Origin of the sequence: Haloarcula mannanilytica, from assembly GCF_005406125.1 — an archaeon.
Lineage (GTDB): Archaea > Halobacteriota > Halobacteria > Halobacteriales > Haloarculaceae > Haloarcula > Haloarcula mannanilytica.
In genome coordinates, this window is the sequence record NZ_BIXZ01000004.1 from 243,139 (window position 1) to 255,843 (window position 12,705).

At 66.0% G+C, this 12,705-nt stretch carries 15 protein-coding genes; 7 read left to right on the forward strand and 8 right to left on the reverse strand.

The features are described 5' to 3' along the window. Positions 1-9 precede the first annotated feature (9 nt). On the reverse strand, positions 10-132 hold the full coding sequence (locus Harman_RS21985; RefSeq protein WP_268812804.1) for a hypothetical protein: 123 nt from the start codon (positions 130-132) through the stop codon (positions 10-12). A 123-nt stretch (positions 133-255) separates the two neighbouring features. On the opposite strand from Harman_RS21985, the gene Harman_RS13390 reads away from it, so the two are divergent. After that, positions 256-441, forward strand: a complete 186-nt coding sequence (locus Harman_RS13390) for a hypothetical protein (protein WP_137684292.1) — start codon at positions 256-258, stop codon at positions 439-441. Continuing rightward, a complete protein-coding gene (locus Harman_RS13395; RefSeq protein ID WP_137684293.1) occupies positions 438-1,295 on the forward strand; it encodes a BKACE family enzyme in 858 nt (285 codons plus the stop codon). Before Harman_RS13390 ends, Harman_RS13395 begins: the two co-directional genes overlap by 4 nt. Before the next feature lie 374 nt (positions 1,296-1,669). Here the strand turns inward: Harman_RS13395 and Harman_RS13400 are convergent, their stop codons facing one another. Further along, complete coding sequence (locus Harman_RS13400) at positions 1,670-3,550, reverse strand: molybdopterin biosynthesis protein (protein WP_200830897.1); 1,881 nt, start codon at positions 3,548-3,550, stop codon at positions 1,670-1,672. After that, entirely contained in the window at positions 3,547-4,770 is a 1,224-nt protein-coding gene (locus Harman_RS13405) for a molybdopterin molybdotransferase MoeA (protein WP_137684295.1), read from the reverse strand. The genes Harman_RS13400 and Harman_RS13405 overlap by 4 nt, the downstream gene beginning before the upstream one ends. A gap of 68 nt (positions 4,771-4,838) precedes the next feature. On the opposite strand from Harman_RS13405, the gene Harman_RS21570 reads away from it, so the two are divergent. Together Harman_RS21570 and Harman_RS13410 are read left to right on the forward strand one after the other, a co-directional pair. Continuing rightward, entirely contained in the window at positions 4,839-4,997 is a 159-nt protein-coding gene (locus tag Harman_RS21570) for a hypothetical protein (protein WP_200830898.1), read from the forward strand. 61 nt (positions 4,998-5,058) lie between these two features. Then, complete coding sequence (locus Harman_RS13410) at positions 5,059-6,276, forward strand: tripartite tricarboxylate transporter permease (protein WP_200830904.1); 1,218 nt, start codon at positions 5,059-5,061, stop codon at positions 6,274-6,276. On the opposite strand, the gene corA is transcribed toward Harman_RS13410, so the two are convergent. The 5 genes from corA to Harman_RS13430 form a co-directional block, all read right to left on the reverse strand. Next, positions 6,271-7,248 (reverse strand): magnesium/cobalt transporter CorA, encoded by a 978-nt coding sequence (gene corA, locus Harman_RS13415; protein ID WP_137684297.1) that lies wholly within the window; start codon positions 7,246-7,248, stop codon positions 6,271-6,273. The two genes, Harman_RS13410 and corA, sit on opposite strands and share 6 nt — an antisense overlap. Then, positions 7,245-7,415 (reverse strand): hypothetical protein, encoded by a 171-nt coding sequence (locus Harman_RS21575; RefSeq protein WP_200830899.1) that lies wholly within the window; start codon positions 7,413-7,415, stop codon positions 7,245-7,247. The genes corA and Harman_RS21575 overlap by 4 nt, the downstream gene beginning before the upstream one ends. Positions 7,416-7,458: 43 nt before the next feature. After that, positions 7,459-8,100, reverse strand: a complete 642-nt coding sequence (locus Harman_RS13420) for a DUF6517 family protein (RefSeq protein WP_137684298.1) — start codon at positions 8,098-8,100, stop codon at positions 7,459-7,461. 108 nt (positions 8,101-8,208) lie between these two features. Next, a complete protein-coding gene (gene cysS / locus Harman_RS13425; protein WP_137684299.1) occupies positions 8,209-9,687 on the reverse strand; it encodes a cysteine--tRNA ligase in 1,479 nt (492 codons plus the stop codon). Between the two features lie 47 nt (positions 9,688-9,734). Continuing rightward, positions 9,735-10,220 carry a DUF7523 family protein gene (locus Harman_RS13430; RefSeq protein WP_137684300.1) on the reverse strand — a complete coding sequence of 162 codons (486 nt, stop codon included), beginning with the start codon at positions 10,218-10,220 and terminating at the stop codon, positions 9,735-9,737. 150 nt (positions 10,221-10,370) lie between these two features. Between Harman_RS13430 and Harman_RS21580 the strand changes: the two genes are divergently transcribed. The 3 genes from Harman_RS21580 to Harman_RS13440 all read left to right on the forward strand — a co-directional run bounded on the left by Harman_RS21580 (position 10,371) and on the right by Harman_RS13440 (position 12,700). Then, positions 10,371-10,529: a hypothetical protein gene (locus Harman_RS21580; RefSeq protein ID WP_200830900.1), complete on the forward strand. Its 159-nt coding sequence runs from the start codon at positions 10,371-10,373 to the stop codon at positions 10,527-10,529. A 114-nt stretch (positions 10,530-10,643) separates the two neighbouring features. Further along, positions 10,644-11,525 carry a CbiX/SirB N-terminal domain-containing protein gene (locus Harman_RS13435; RefSeq protein ID WP_137684301.1) on the forward strand — a complete coding sequence of 294 codons (882 nt, stop codon included), beginning with the start codon at positions 10,644-10,646 and terminating at the stop codon, positions 11,523-11,525. A gap of 98 nt (positions 11,526-11,623) precedes the next feature. Continuing rightward, positions 11,624-12,700: a DR2241 family protein gene (locus Harman_RS13440; RefSeq protein WP_137684302.1), complete on the forward strand. Its 1,077-nt coding sequence runs from the start codon at positions 11,624-11,626 to the stop codon at positions 12,698-12,700. The last annotated feature ends 5 nt before the right edge of the window (positions 12,701-12,705 follow it).

Genomic DNA, 12,705 nt, shown 5'->3' on the forward strand with positions numbered 1-12,705 from the left:
CACTGCGACTCACTCGGTCCCGTCCAGCCTCGGGCCAGCGAACGGCGGGAGTAGGCGTTCGATAGCGACCCGGGTCCGGGTGTCGTCCGTGCCCGCAGCTATTGGATCGAGGCCGTCTGTGGCAGGTGACATTACCGACATATTGGGCCCCACCATTGAGAAGGTTGCTCACACCGCTGATACCGGGAGACACGCGTGTAACTACGTTGCCAGACACAAGTGAACCGTTAACAAGCGCCTTTCTGTAGTGTAGGCATGGCCTGTCCATATCTGGAGTATCGGACGGCAGCCGGGACGCAGTCGTTCGATCACGAGCGGGCGTACTGCACCGCGGCAGAGACGTTCGTCCAGCCGATGCGGGCCGACATCTGTAACGACCGGTACGACCTGGATCACGGGCAGCACTGCGAAATATTTCGGGCCCACGCGGAGGACGAATGACTGGGGGCTACGAGGCGTACCTCGATGCGGACCCGGTCATCATCACCGCGGCGTTGACCGGCGGCGTCCATGGCAAGGAGGCGAATCCAAATCTCCCGGAAACACCGGAAGAAATCGGTCACGCTGCCGGGAAAGTCGAAGCTGCTGGCGCGTCCGTCGTCCATCTCCACGCCCGGACACCGAACGGTGAGCGCTCCTTCGAGACGGAGTGCTTTCAGGAGATCGACGACGCCGTTCGCCGTCACACCGACGACATCATCATCCAACACTCTACGGGCGGGACGGGCGCGCCGGACGACGTGCGCCACCAGCCACTCCGAACGGACCCGCCGCCGGAGATGGCCTCGCTGGACATGGGGCCGCTGAACCGCTACGACCACCTGACCAGCGAGAACACGCGCGCCCTGGTCGACTCCCTACACGCCGAGATGGTTGCCCGCGGTATCAAGCCCGAATTGGAGGTGTTCAATGACGGCCACCTGAACGAACTCCGGGGACTGCTCGACCGCCGCGACCTCGCAGAACCGGTGTACGCGACGCTCATCTTCGGCCCGGGAACGCTGACACCGCCGACACCGGGGAACTTCCTGAACGCGATCGACAATCTCCCCGAGGGTGCGCTGTTCAACACGCTCGGGTTCGGGCGGCACCAGTTGCCGTTTGCGACCATGGGACTGCTGTTCGGCGGCCACGTCCGCGTGGGTCTCGAAGACAACGTCTACTACCAACGGGGCGAACTCGCCGAGAGCAACGCACGACTCGTCGAGCGCGTGGTGCGATTAGCTGACGAACTGGGCCGCCCTGTCGCATCCACCGCGGAGGCCAGAGATATCCTTGGTCTGGAAGAACTGTGACGCCGCGAAAGGCGACTGTTGCGGGCGAGTGGGGGAGAAAATATAATAGTAGGATAATATATTGGAATAGTATATTAAGCTGGAGTGGTCGTGCCGTTAGATTCCCAACGACAGTTACGAACAGCCAGATCTCTGGATAGACACCAACTGAGAAGCTAATTACGTTCGAATTGATATGAGCGATGCCCCAGACGAGCGAGAACGTCTATGCAGGTGTCTGATTGTGCTGTTTGAGGATTCGAATAGCGCCGACAGCGGCGGTATCTGCTATTATTCTATGACAACACCTGGTTTCCCGCCAACCTATAATTTACCCTATATTTAAGGTGTAATTCCGATTAACCTATACAATCTATACTCGGTATAGTCGTTCCCTACTGGGGCTCCATCCCGGCCATTCCCTCAGTCATCGAGTCGATATCGGCAAGCGTCTCAGCGAACTCCGTGACACTGTCTTTCTCCCGCCGCTTTGGGTTGGCGAGAATCCGAACCGGTTGTGTTCCCAGTGAGACGAATCCAAGGTCGAGTTTCGCTGCCGTGGCCCGGAGTCCCAGGCCCACGTCAGCGTCGCCGGCCAGGACCTTCCGGGCGGGGCTCTCGTGGGCTTTCGTCGTGAGTTCGTAGCCGTCGATGGCATCGACGACTTCGGCGCGACCGATGCCCCGCTCTCCGCCGAGGGCGTCGAGCGCGTCGTCAAAACTCCGTCGCAGTCCAGAGGCGGTGTCGCGGTTGACGAAGCGGTAGTCCCCGTCAACGAGGTCTTCGAGGCCTGTGACGGCGCTGTCAGGACCGATGACGAGCCCCCACTCTCGCTCCCAGCCGCCGATATCCGTCGCTTCGTGGTCGCTGTCGACCGGTCCTGCGATGGCCGCGATATCGGGCACACCGTTGTCGAGGCGGCGAAGGCCCTCCGTGGACCCGAGCGGGAGATACCGCGGGCGAGAAACAGTGTCAAGCAAGCGCGAGAGGAGCGGGTCGTCCTCCCCCATGCCGAGCAGGGTCGGCGGCCTGACTGCCGGGGAGAATAGCGTCACGTCGACTGCCTCCCCTTCCGCCAGATAGTCCGTCCCCGGCGGCACGTCGACGAAGCCGTCGGCGTCGACGAGGCTCGTCGTCGCACCGCTGCCCTTGTCGACGGGGTAGACCAGTAGCGACCCCGTTTCGTCCTCGACCAATCCGGCCGGCATAAGGCGTCTGCGCCCCTCGCCGTAGCGTTCCTGTACCGCCATCGTGCCGGAGACCGTTGCCGTCTGTGGCGGGTCCCGACCGGCGGCGTCCCGGACCGCCGGCGCGACGAACGTCTGGAAAATGGTCAGCGCCGACACCGGATAGCCCGGCAGGCCGACGTACGCCGAGTCGCCGATAGTCCCCACGAGCATCGGCTTGCCGGGCTTGACCGCGACGCCGTGAAGCCTGAGTTCGCCCCGTTCCTCGATGACGCGGTAGATGACATCCACCGCGCTCGCGCTGGTCGACCCCGACGAGAGAACGAGGTCGCACTCGTCGGCCGCCTCGTGGAGCAACCGCTCCATCTCCTCGTAGTCGTCGCCGGCGTGGGGGTACATCACCGGGTCGCCGCCGGCCTCCGCGACCGCGCCGGCCAGCGTGTAGCTGTTCACGTCGTATATCTCGCCAGCGGCGCTGTCGAGTGGATTACCGGGCCGAACGAGTTCGTCGCCGGTCGAGAGGATGCCGACCTTGGGTCGGCCACGCACCGGGACCTCGTCGACACCCAGTGCCGACAGGAGACCGATCTCTCTGGGTGTGATTCGCGTTCCGGGGCCGAGCGCACGCGCCCCGGCCGCGATGTCCGCGCCCGCGAGCATCACGTTGTCACCGGGCGCGACGGACGTACGTATCTCGACGCCGTCGTCAGTCTCGGTCGTCCGCTCGACCATCACGACGGCATCGGCACCGGACGGCATCACCGCGCCGGTCGAGATTTCGGCGACCGAACCTGACTCGACGGTCACGTCGGGCTCCTCGCCGGCATGGACCTCGCCGGCGACCGACAGCGTCACCGGGTCGGCCTCGTCAGCGCCGAAGGTGTCCCTGGCCCGGACCGCATAGCCGTCCATGCTCGCGCGGTCGAAGCCGGGCACGTCGATGTCGGCGTCGATCCGCTCCGCGAGGACGCGGTCGCGGGCGTCCGCGAGTGGGACCGTCTCGGGTTCGGGGTCGATGTCGAGGCCTGCGACGACTTCGTGGGCCTCCTCGGGCGAGGCTAGGTCGCGGAACTCCCGTCGGTCGCTCACTGTGACCACTCCCAGTCCTCGACGGTCACGGTGTCGCCGGCGTCGTACCCCTCGACGGACTCCGGCACGACGACCCAGCCGTCCGCCAGGGCGACGCTTGAGAGGACGCCGGAGCCGCTGGCCCGCGTCGGCGTCGCGGTCGGCTGTTCGTTCGCATCTGCGTCGTGTAGTTCCACCCGGGCGTATGTTCGGGTCCCCGGCTCGCTGGCTATCTTTCGTGTGAGCTCGGCCTCGGTCGTCGGCGGCTCGGTCGCCGGGAGGTGGCCGGCCCGCCGGAGCGCCGGCCGGAGGAACTGGACGGCGTTGACGATGCAGGCAACCGGATAGCCCGGAAGCATGAGTATCGGCGTCTCCTCGACCACGCCGAGCGCGACCGGGTGGCCGGGTTTCAGCGCGACGCCGTGGACCAGCACCTCGCCGAGGTCGTCGACGACCTCCGGGAGCAGGTCCCGCTCGCCGACGGAGGAGCCGCCGGTCGTCACCACGAGGTCGTGGTCCAGGTCGTCGCTGATGGCCGCCCGGAGCGCGTCCACGTCGTCGGTGACAATGTCGCGGTAGGTCGCCGCGCCGCCCCAGCGCTCGACGTACTGGGTGACGGTCTGGCCGTTCGTCTCGATGACCTCCCCCGGCGCGGGGTCGTCCTGTACCAGCTCCTCCCCCGTCGGAAGCACGCTGACGGTGGGCTGCTCGTACACCTCGACAGTGTCGTTCCCAACGGATTTCAACAGCCCCAGGTCAGACGGGCGGAGCCGGTGGCCCACCTCGTACAGCGTCTGTCCCTCCGCTACGTCCTCGCCGACGGGCGCGACGTTCTCCCCGCCCGCGACCGCGTCGAACACGGTGACGCTGTCGCCGGTCACCTCGGTCTCCTCGACCATCACGACGGCGTCTGCGCCATCTGGGAGTTCACTACCGGTGTGGACGCGGGTCGCTGTTCCTGTGGTCACCGTCTCACCGACCCGGAGCGATTCCGGCGACCGCTGGCTCGCGCCGAAGGTGTCCTCGGCTCTGACGGCGAAGCCGTCCATCGCCGCCCGGCGGTAATGCGGCACCGCTCGCTCAGCGGTGATTTCCGTGGCGACGACGCGCTCGTCGGCGTCGCGCAGCGGGACGCGCTCCGTCCGCTCGTGTGGCGTCACGGCGTCCAGTAGCGTCTGCCTGGCTGTTGTCACCGGTGTCCGGTCCTTGAACCCGGCCGACTTTCGGGACTCGTTGCTCATGCCGGTACGAATGGCCGGCACACCAAAAAGCTCGCCAGGTTCAGGAGGCTGTAGACAGTAGGGCGCGTATGGCCGAGTCGATCCTGCGCTGTCGCCTCTGCGGGAGTGAGCTCTCGACGGGACTGGTCGCGACCGACAGCCGCCACGGCTGTCTCAACGCCACTCCAATCGCCGGGACTTGTCCCGAACACGGTCCGGTCGGGCCGCACCACGCTGTCGAAGAATAGCTAGGCCGAGCGACGCGGAGGTTCAAGTACGGGAACGGGACCACGACCCGGTATGCAGGCCATGGCTCCCGCCGTCGACCCGACAGCGACGCTCGCGCTACTCGCTGCAGTCGGGGCGGGAGTCGGCCTCGGAACGCTCAGCGGGCTCGTACCGGGGCTGCACGCCAACACGTTTGCGTTGCTGCTCGCCGCTGCCGCGAGTAGCCTGCCCGGGCCGCGGCTCTACGTGGGCGTGGCAATGCTTTCGGCCGGCGTGACACACACCTTTCTGGACGTGATTCCGGCGCTGGCACTTGGCGTTCCGGACCCCGCGATGGCGGCCAGCGCGCTGCCGAGCCACCAGCTAGTTATCGAGGGACGGGGCCGGGAGGCGCTTCGTCTGTCAGCGCTGGGGAGCGGGCTGGCCGTGGTGTTTGCCGTCCCGCTCGCGATTCCGCTGACGCTGGTGATGGAACGTGCCTATCCGCTCCTCCGGCCGTGGCTGTCGGTGCTGCTTGGTGGCGTGGCCATCCTGCTCGTGGTCACGGAACAGAGCCGCCGAAAGCAGTTCGGCGCGGCGTGTTCGCTGGCAGCCAGCGGGCTGCTCGGAATCGCCCTGCTCGACGCGTCGGTAACCGGAGCGCTGCCTGTGACGGACGTACTGGTCCCGCTGTTTTCGGGACTGTTCGGCGCGCCGGTGCTGCTGGCCGCCATCGCAGGCAACGGCGTCCCCCCGCAGGCCGACCCAGCGGTAACCACGCCGCCGCGGACCGTCGGCGTTCTCGCCGGCATCGGCACGCTCTGTGGGGGCGCCGTCGGCTACATCCCGGGTATCTCAAGCGCCATCGCAGCGACGCTGGCACTGGGGCTGGTCGCCGACCAGGGACCGCGGGCGTTCATCGTCACAACGAGCGGCGTCAACACGGCGACGGCAGTCTTTGCGCTGTTTGCGCTCATCTCGCTGGGCACGCCACGTACCGGCGTCCTCGTGGCGCTCGACCGGGCCGACGTTCCCCTGGTGCTCCCGGCGCTGCTTGCTGCGGTCGCCATCGCTGCCGTCGCCGGGGCGATACTCGTCCCGACGCTTGGCGACCGCTACCTCCGGATCGTCGGCCAACTGGACCCGGCATACCTCTCGCTGTCGGTGATCGCAGTACTCGTCTGTCTCTCCGCGCTCTTTGCCGGCCTGGTCGGTGTCGGTGCGTTCGGGGCCGCGACCGCAGTGGGCCACCTCCCGCCGAAGTTCGACGCTCGGCGGGCGACCCTGATGGGGGTGTTGCTCGTCCCGCTGGCGTTATAGGTAGCCCCGCTGGCGGAAGTGAACGAGCAGGACGGCGACGACGATCGCCATTCCGATCATCACCGCCGGATAGCCGTACGCCCAGCCCAATTCGGGCATGTTGTACGGGCTGTCGGTGAAGTTCATCCCGTACACGCCGACGACGAACGTCAGCGGGATGAAGATCGTCGCAACGACGGTGAGCACCTTCATCACCTCGTTGGTGGATTGGGACACCGTGTTCAGGTAGATGTCACGCGCGCCCGCCACCAAGTCGCGGTAGGTCTCGGTCAGGTCGACGATCTGAACCAGGTGATCGTACACGTCCCGGAAGTACTTCTCCGTCTGTGGCTGGATTTGTGTGGGGTCGCCACGGGCGAGCACGCCAATCGCTTCCCGCGCGGGCCAGACCTGCTTGCGAAACGAGAGGAGGTCGCGCCGAACGTCGTTGATCCGTTCGAGCGTCTCGATATCGGTGGATGCTGTCACTTCCTCCTCTATTTGCTCGATGTCGGTCTCGATCTCGTCCAGCAGGTCGAAGTACGCGTCGACGATGACATCGATGACCCGATAGGCGGTGAAATCCGGCCCGCGGTGAAGGAGTCGCTCGTCGCCGCGACCCACGGCATCCATCACGCGCTGGACGGCCGGGACGGAACCGGTCGACAGCGTGACGACCCAGTCGGGGCCGATAAACAGACCCAGCGGTGTCGTTTTCACCTCCTTGTCGAATGTCGTCTCCCCGGGCGTGAGGGACGCGGACTTGACGAGGACGAACGTGTAGCCGTTGAACTCCTGAACGTTCGCTCGCACGTCGTTCTGGATGTCTTCGATAGCCAGCGAGTGGAGGTCGAAGGCGGAGCTGACAGCCGTTATTTCGTCGGTTGTCGCGTCAGTGACGTGGACCCACGTCGTCCCCACGGCCCGTCGGGCGGCCGCCAGGTCCTCGTACTCAACGGCGTGTTCCTCGGAGTACACCACCGCGGAAATCATGTCTCGTCCCCAGCCGATGTGGAGTGGCCGACGGCGGCCACCGTCAGACCGACCATGACCGCAATCACTGCTGCAGACCGGCCCGGGTAGGCGACGCTCGTCCCGACGACGTAGCCGGCAATGCCAACGAGCGTGAGCGCCACGCCCGCGACGAACAACCGATTCATGCGTCCGTCATCACCGGCCCAAAAGAAAACAGTATCCCCGGGGTCAGTTGCCAGAATGCGAGAGGCCGCCCAGCAGCGTCTCGACCCTGTCACCCTCCCGGTCGTCGAGGCGCTCCGGGTAGACGGCGACGGCGACGATCACGTCGCCCTCGTGTTCGAAGCTCGTGAGATGGAGCAGGACATCCACGTCCTGGCCCTCGATAGTCGTCGTCCCGGAGAACACGGCCACCTCACGGGACTCGCCGAGCGCATCCACCGACCGGTTGCGTTCGAACTGGACATCGTTGATCTGGTCGTTCCGGCTGGCGACTTCCTCGACGAGGCGTTCGTTGGACCAGCTCGCGGCCGGGTTCAGCGACTGTCCCGCAACGGTTGCGCTGGGCGTCGAGAAGACGATGAACCGCCCGGCGTTGACCTCACCGACCGGTCCGAGGTCGATACCGCGCTCGTACTGCCGGATGTGGTTCGTGACGCGGATCGTCCGCTCCTGACCGGCGACAGTGACCGTCCGCTCGATGGTCTGTTCGTCAGCTATCGCCTGCTCGTAGCCGGTCTCTTCGAGCGCACTGTCGCTGACTGACGCCGGTGTCGAGTCGAACTCGACCGTCTCCCCGGTTATCAGGCCGACACAGCCCGACGAGACGACGAGGAGTCCGACGAGAAGCGTGAGGATTCCCTTTTGCATTGTTGTCCCTACACTGTGTCCAGTATATAAACTACTTGGCCGTTCAAGGTGTCGTCTGATCTACAAAAACACAGTCGATACCCGTTCAGAGCCGGTCGCTCAACGCTTTCAGAGCCGGTATGCCGGCCCGTCGTCGGTGTCCTGCACCTCGACGCCGAGCGCTTCGAGTTCGTCCCGGAGTTCGTCGGCCCGCTCGTAGTTGCCCGCGTCCCGTTCCTGCTCGCGGATATCCAGGACCAGGTCGACCACGTCACCAGCCAGCGACACCTCGCCGCTGTCGTCGTCGCCGAACGCAAGCCCCAGGATGTCGCCGCCGAATTGCTCGAAGGTCTCGACAGCGCGGCGGAGCCCCTGGTAGTCCCGTTGCTCGTGGGCGTCGAGATGGGAGTTCACTGCGGCCGTCAGGTCAAGCAGCGCGGTCATCGCTTCCCGCGTGTTGAAGTCGTCGTTCATCGCCGCCTCGAACGCAGTGCGGGCGTCGTCGACGGCCCCGCGCAGTGACTCGTCGGTCACCTTCGCGTAGGCGTCCACGTCGTCGCAGGCCTCGACCGCGCGCTCGTAGCCCCGAGAGAGACGGTCCCAGCGCTCCTCGGCCTCGGCGATGGTCTCGTTGCTGTAGGTCGCCCGCGAGGTGTAGGCCGTCGACAGCAGGAAGGTTCGGAGCACGTCGGGGCCGAACTCATCGACGGCGTCACCGACGGTGAAGTAGTTGCCAAGCGAGGAGGACATCTTCTCCTCTTCTGTTTCCAGCAGTCGGACGTGGAGCCAGTACTTCGCGAACTGCTTTCCGGTCGCGGCCTCGCTCTGGGCCACCTCGTTCTCGTGGTGGGGGAAGACGAGGTCCTGCCCGCCGACGTGGATGTCGATAGACTCGTCGAGGTGGGTCATCGACATCGCCGAGCACTCGATGTGCCAGCCGGGTCGTCCCTCGCCCCACGGCGAGTCCCAGGTCTGGGCAGTCTGGCAGGCTTCCTCAGCGGGAGCGGCCTCTGGGTGCTGGTGTTCGGCGATGTCTTCGGGGTCGACGCCGCCGGCCTTCCAGAGCGCGAAGTCGGCCGGGTGGCGCTTCTCCCCTTCGGTGTCCTCGCCCTGGGATTCGATGTCGTCGACGGACTGGTTCGAGAGCTTGCCGTAGTCCTCGAAACTGGTCACGTCGAAGTAGACGGAGCCGTTTCGCTCGTAGGCGTGGCCCTGCTCGATCAGTCGCTCGACGAGGTCGATGATCTCGGGAACGTGCTCGGAGACGCGGGGGTACACCTCCGCGCGGCCGAGGTTGAGCGACCGCATGTCCTCGATGACCTGCTGGACGTAGTGGCGGGCCACACTCTCCTCGCTGTCGCCGTCCTCGCCGACGCGGGCGACGATTTTCTCGTTGACATCGGTGAAGTTCTCGACGTGGTGGACTTCATAGCCCAAGTGGTCGAGCCAGCGGGCCATCACGTCGACGTGGACCCACCCGCGTGCGTGCCCGAGATGGGGCGGGTCGGAGGTCGTCAGCCCGCAGTAATACAGCAACACGGAGTCGGGGTCGCGCGGCTCGAAGGGCTCTTTCTCGCCGGTCAACGTGTTCGTCACACGAAGCGTCATTATCGGGGACCACTGGTGCCGCCCGCTTTAAGCCGTCGGAAGGCGATTCACCGCTGTACTGTCGCTTCGACCACCCGAAGCGCGTCCGGTCCCGCGCGGCGGCCCACCACCACGACCAGCGCGTCGTCAGTGACGCCGGCGGCCTCGACCGGGACATCGGTTGCTCGCAGGCGCCCCAACACCTCGGCCAGCGCTTCCGGGTAGAGGTCGCCGGTGGCGACGATACCCGTCAGCGAACCAGCGCCCTCGGCGAAGGCGGCGTCGCCGACTGCGAGGACGGTATCCGTCTCATCGTCGCCCGATTCGATCCGACCCAGGCCGCTCTCCATCGACACGTGGGCGTCGCTCTCGTGGGCCGGGCCGTCGTCCAGTTCCTCGGCGAACCGACGGAGCGCGGTCGCAATGGCTTCCTCCTCGCCGGCAACGTCAAGCGTGCGCGCGGCGGCGGTGTAGTTCACGACGCCGGCTCGGAGCGCGTCGTAGAGGAACGGGCGCTCGCGGACGGCCTCCCTGGTCGCGGCTGCGAGTGACATTGGCGTCGACCACGGACGGCGCGGGCAAAAGCGGTTCCATCGGATAGAGGAAGAGCGGGGACACAATATTGGGGGCTTGGTCCCAGCGAGTGAGAACAGTCAGGGGGGATTGTCCTGCTGGATGCCCACTCTCTACATGAGGGAAGAACAATGGCGATTGCACAACGAGAGCGGCAGGCGTTCGGACAGCCCCTGGAAACGGCGGAACGAGTCGTCGCCGGCGTCGTCGTCGCTGCCGGCGCGCTGGGACATGCAGCACTGCTGGCGGCGGCCGCACTGCTGTTTTACGTCCTCCTGTTCGGGCTGTAACCGAATGGCATCGGTCGGAAACCACTCGCTTTCCGAGTTCGAAACCGGTTAGCCAGCCGGCCATCCGGACCAGCCAACGAAGGCCCTAAGGACGGCTCGCCCCAATCGAGTGGTATGGACGAAGCCCTCGTTATCGCGGCTCACGGCTCCCACCTGAACGCCGAGTCGAGTACGCCTACCTACGACCACGCGGACACGATTCGAGCGACTGGCGCATTCGCCGAGGTCCGTGAATCCTTCTGGAAGGAGGAACCGTCGTTCCGGGAGGCGCTACGGACCGTCGACGCCGACGAGGTGTATCTGGTCCCGCTGTTTATTTCGGAAGGGTACTTCACCGAGCAGGTCATTCCCCGGGAGTTCCGGCTGGAGGACTGGGACCCCGAGCTGTGGGACTCCGACGGGACGAGCGCGACCAACGCGACGCTGACCGCCGAGGACACTGACCAGACGGTCCATTACTGCGGCCCGGTCGGGACCCACGACTCGATGAGCGATGTCATCGTCCAGCGGGCCGAGTCAGTCACTGGCGATCCCGATGTCGGCGAGGGGTTCGGCCTCGCAGTCGTCGGCCACGGCACGGAGCGCAACGAGAACTCCGCGAAGGCCATCCAGTACCACGCCGACCGCATCCGGGAGCGAGGCCGCTTCGACGAGGTGCAGGCGCTGTTCATGGATGAGGACCCCGAGGTCGACGACGTGGCCGACTACTTCGAGAGCGATGACATCGTCGTCGTGCCGCTGTTCATCGCCGACGGCTTCCACACCCAGGAGGACATCCCCGAGGACATGGGGCTGACCGACGACTACCGGACGGGCTACGACGTGCCGACCACCGTCGAGGGCCACGACATCTGGTACGCCGGCGCGGTCGGCACGGAGCCGCTGATGGCCGACGTGGTGCTGGAGCGGGCCGCTGACGCAGGGGCAGACGTACGCAGTGCTATCGAGCAGGTGCGCGAGGAGACCGGTGGCGCAACGCCCGCGACCGGGGATTGACGGCTCACCGACTGCTGCCGTGGGGTCAAAATAACGGGGTTCCGCCACTGGCTGGCCGGAACCAGCCGACTTTTGCCGACTGAGTCCCGTTTGCCGGTATGGACGGCGAGTACGTGGACGCGCTGGTGGCAACTGCCCCGGACGGCATCGCCTTCGACGACCTCCACGTGGCCCACGAGACCGACGGCTACACGTTCCAGACGCCGGACGTGGACCACAGTGGTATCGACGAGGAGACGCTCCGGACGGTAGCGACTGAGTCGCCGTACGTCCGCAACTGGTATTTCTGGCACGCTATTGCGCCCCAGAAGGCGGACCGCTGGGCGTTCCTCCGCTGGCTCGAAGGCGCACAGCAGCGGGACGTGGCCGAGCGCTACGACGCCCTCGCGGATGGCATCTCCGCGACCTGGGGGGAACTGCATCTGTCCGTCACGCTCGCCGACGGGGAGCGGACCTACAGCGTCCGCCACCGCGCCGACGCCGATGTCGGCACGAGTGTTCTCGACGAACACGACGACCCACTCGATGCGCGCGAGATCGCGAAACACGACGACGACGGGGACTACCGTCCGCTCAAGACCGCGCCGTCGCTCCGGACCGGCTGGACGTTCCCCGAGCTAACGGCGAGTGAGTTTGTCACGGCGGTCGACACGTTCTACCCGGCGACCATTGCGAACTGGCACCGCGAGCGCGAGGGCGAACTCGACGTGAACCACTGGCGGGACACCGTCGACCGCCAGACGGGGATTTACGGCGTCGTCAGGACCTGGGACCGCGGCGACGGCTACGAGCACGTCAACTGGGTCGCCGAGGCCTGCTGTGACGACTCCCAGTGTCTCAAGCGCCGGGAGTGGCAGTACGACGAGGAGACGGAGCTTGATGTTGACGGCGGGTCCGGCGAGTTCCCCTGCCGCGAACCCTGCTCGCTCGTGATCGCTGGCGCACGCAAGTGGACGAAACTCGAAGGCGAGGAGTCCCAGACCTACGAGTTCGAACTGACGCCAAGCGAGAAAGAGCAGATCGAGGACATCATCGATGCCGTCGCCGACGGTGAGACCGAGGACATCCGCGAGGCGGACATCTACGAGGGGGCCAACCGGTACCGAACACGGTTCCTGCGGGCGAAGCTGTTCGACGATGAGGGGAACCTCGACGGCGTCGAGACGGAGCAGTGACTCGA

Excerpts from the sequence above, each read along its gene's own strand:
- Harman_RS21985 (WP_268812804.1), bottom strand. The coding sequence starts at position 132 with ATGTCACCTGCCACAGACGGCCTCGATCCAATAGCTGCGGGCACGGAC.
- Harman_RS13390 (WP_137684292.1), top strand. The coding sequence starts at position 256 with ATGGCCTGTCCATATCTGGAGTATCGGACGGCAGCCGGGACGCAGTCG.
- Harman_RS13395 (WP_137684293.1), top strand. The coding sequence starts at position 438 with ATGACTGGGGGCTACGAGGCGTACCTCGATGCGGACCCGGTCATCATC.
- Harman_RS13405 (WP_137684295.1), bottom strand. The coding sequence starts at position 4,770 with ATGAGCAACGAGTCCCGAAAGTCGGCCGGGTTCAAGGACCGGACACCG.
- Harman_RS21570 (WP_200830898.1), top strand. The coding sequence starts at position 4,839 with ATGGCCGAGTCGATCCTGCGCTGTCGCCTCTGCGGGAGTGAGCTCTCG.
- Harman_RS13410 (WP_200830904.1), top strand. The coding sequence starts at position 5,059 with ATGGCTCCCGCCGTCGACCCGACAGCGACGCTCGCGCTACTCGCTGCA.
- corA (WP_137684297.1), bottom strand. The coding sequence starts at position 7,248 with ATGATTTCCGCGGTGGTGTACTCCGAGGAACACGCCGTTGAGTACGAG.
- Harman_RS21575 (WP_200830899.1), bottom strand. The coding sequence starts at position 7,415 with ATGAATCGGTTGTTCGTCGCGGGCGTGGCGCTCACGCTCGTTGGCATT.
- Harman_RS13420 (WP_137684298.1), bottom strand. The coding sequence starts at position 8,100 with ATGCAAAAGGGAATCCTCACGCTTCTCGTCGGACTCCTCGTCGTCTCG.
- cysS (WP_137684299.1), bottom strand. The coding sequence starts at position 9,687 with ATGACGCTTCGTGTGACGAACACGTTGACCGGCGAGAAAGAGCCCTTC.
- Harman_RS13430 (WP_137684300.1), bottom strand. The coding sequence starts at position 10,220 with ATGTCACTCGCAGCCGCGACCAGGGAGGCCGTCCGCGAGCGCCCGTTC.
- Harman_RS21580 (WP_200830900.1), top strand. The coding sequence starts at position 10,371 with ATGGCGATTGCACAACGAGAGCGGCAGGCGTTCGGACAGCCCCTGGAA.
- Harman_RS13435 (WP_137684301.1), top strand. The coding sequence starts at position 10,644 with ATGGACGAAGCCCTCGTTATCGCGGCTCACGGCTCCCACCTGAACGCC.
- Harman_RS13440 (WP_137684302.1), top strand. The coding sequence starts at position 11,624 with ATGGACGGCGAGTACGTGGACGCGCTGGTGGCAACTGCCCCGGACGGC.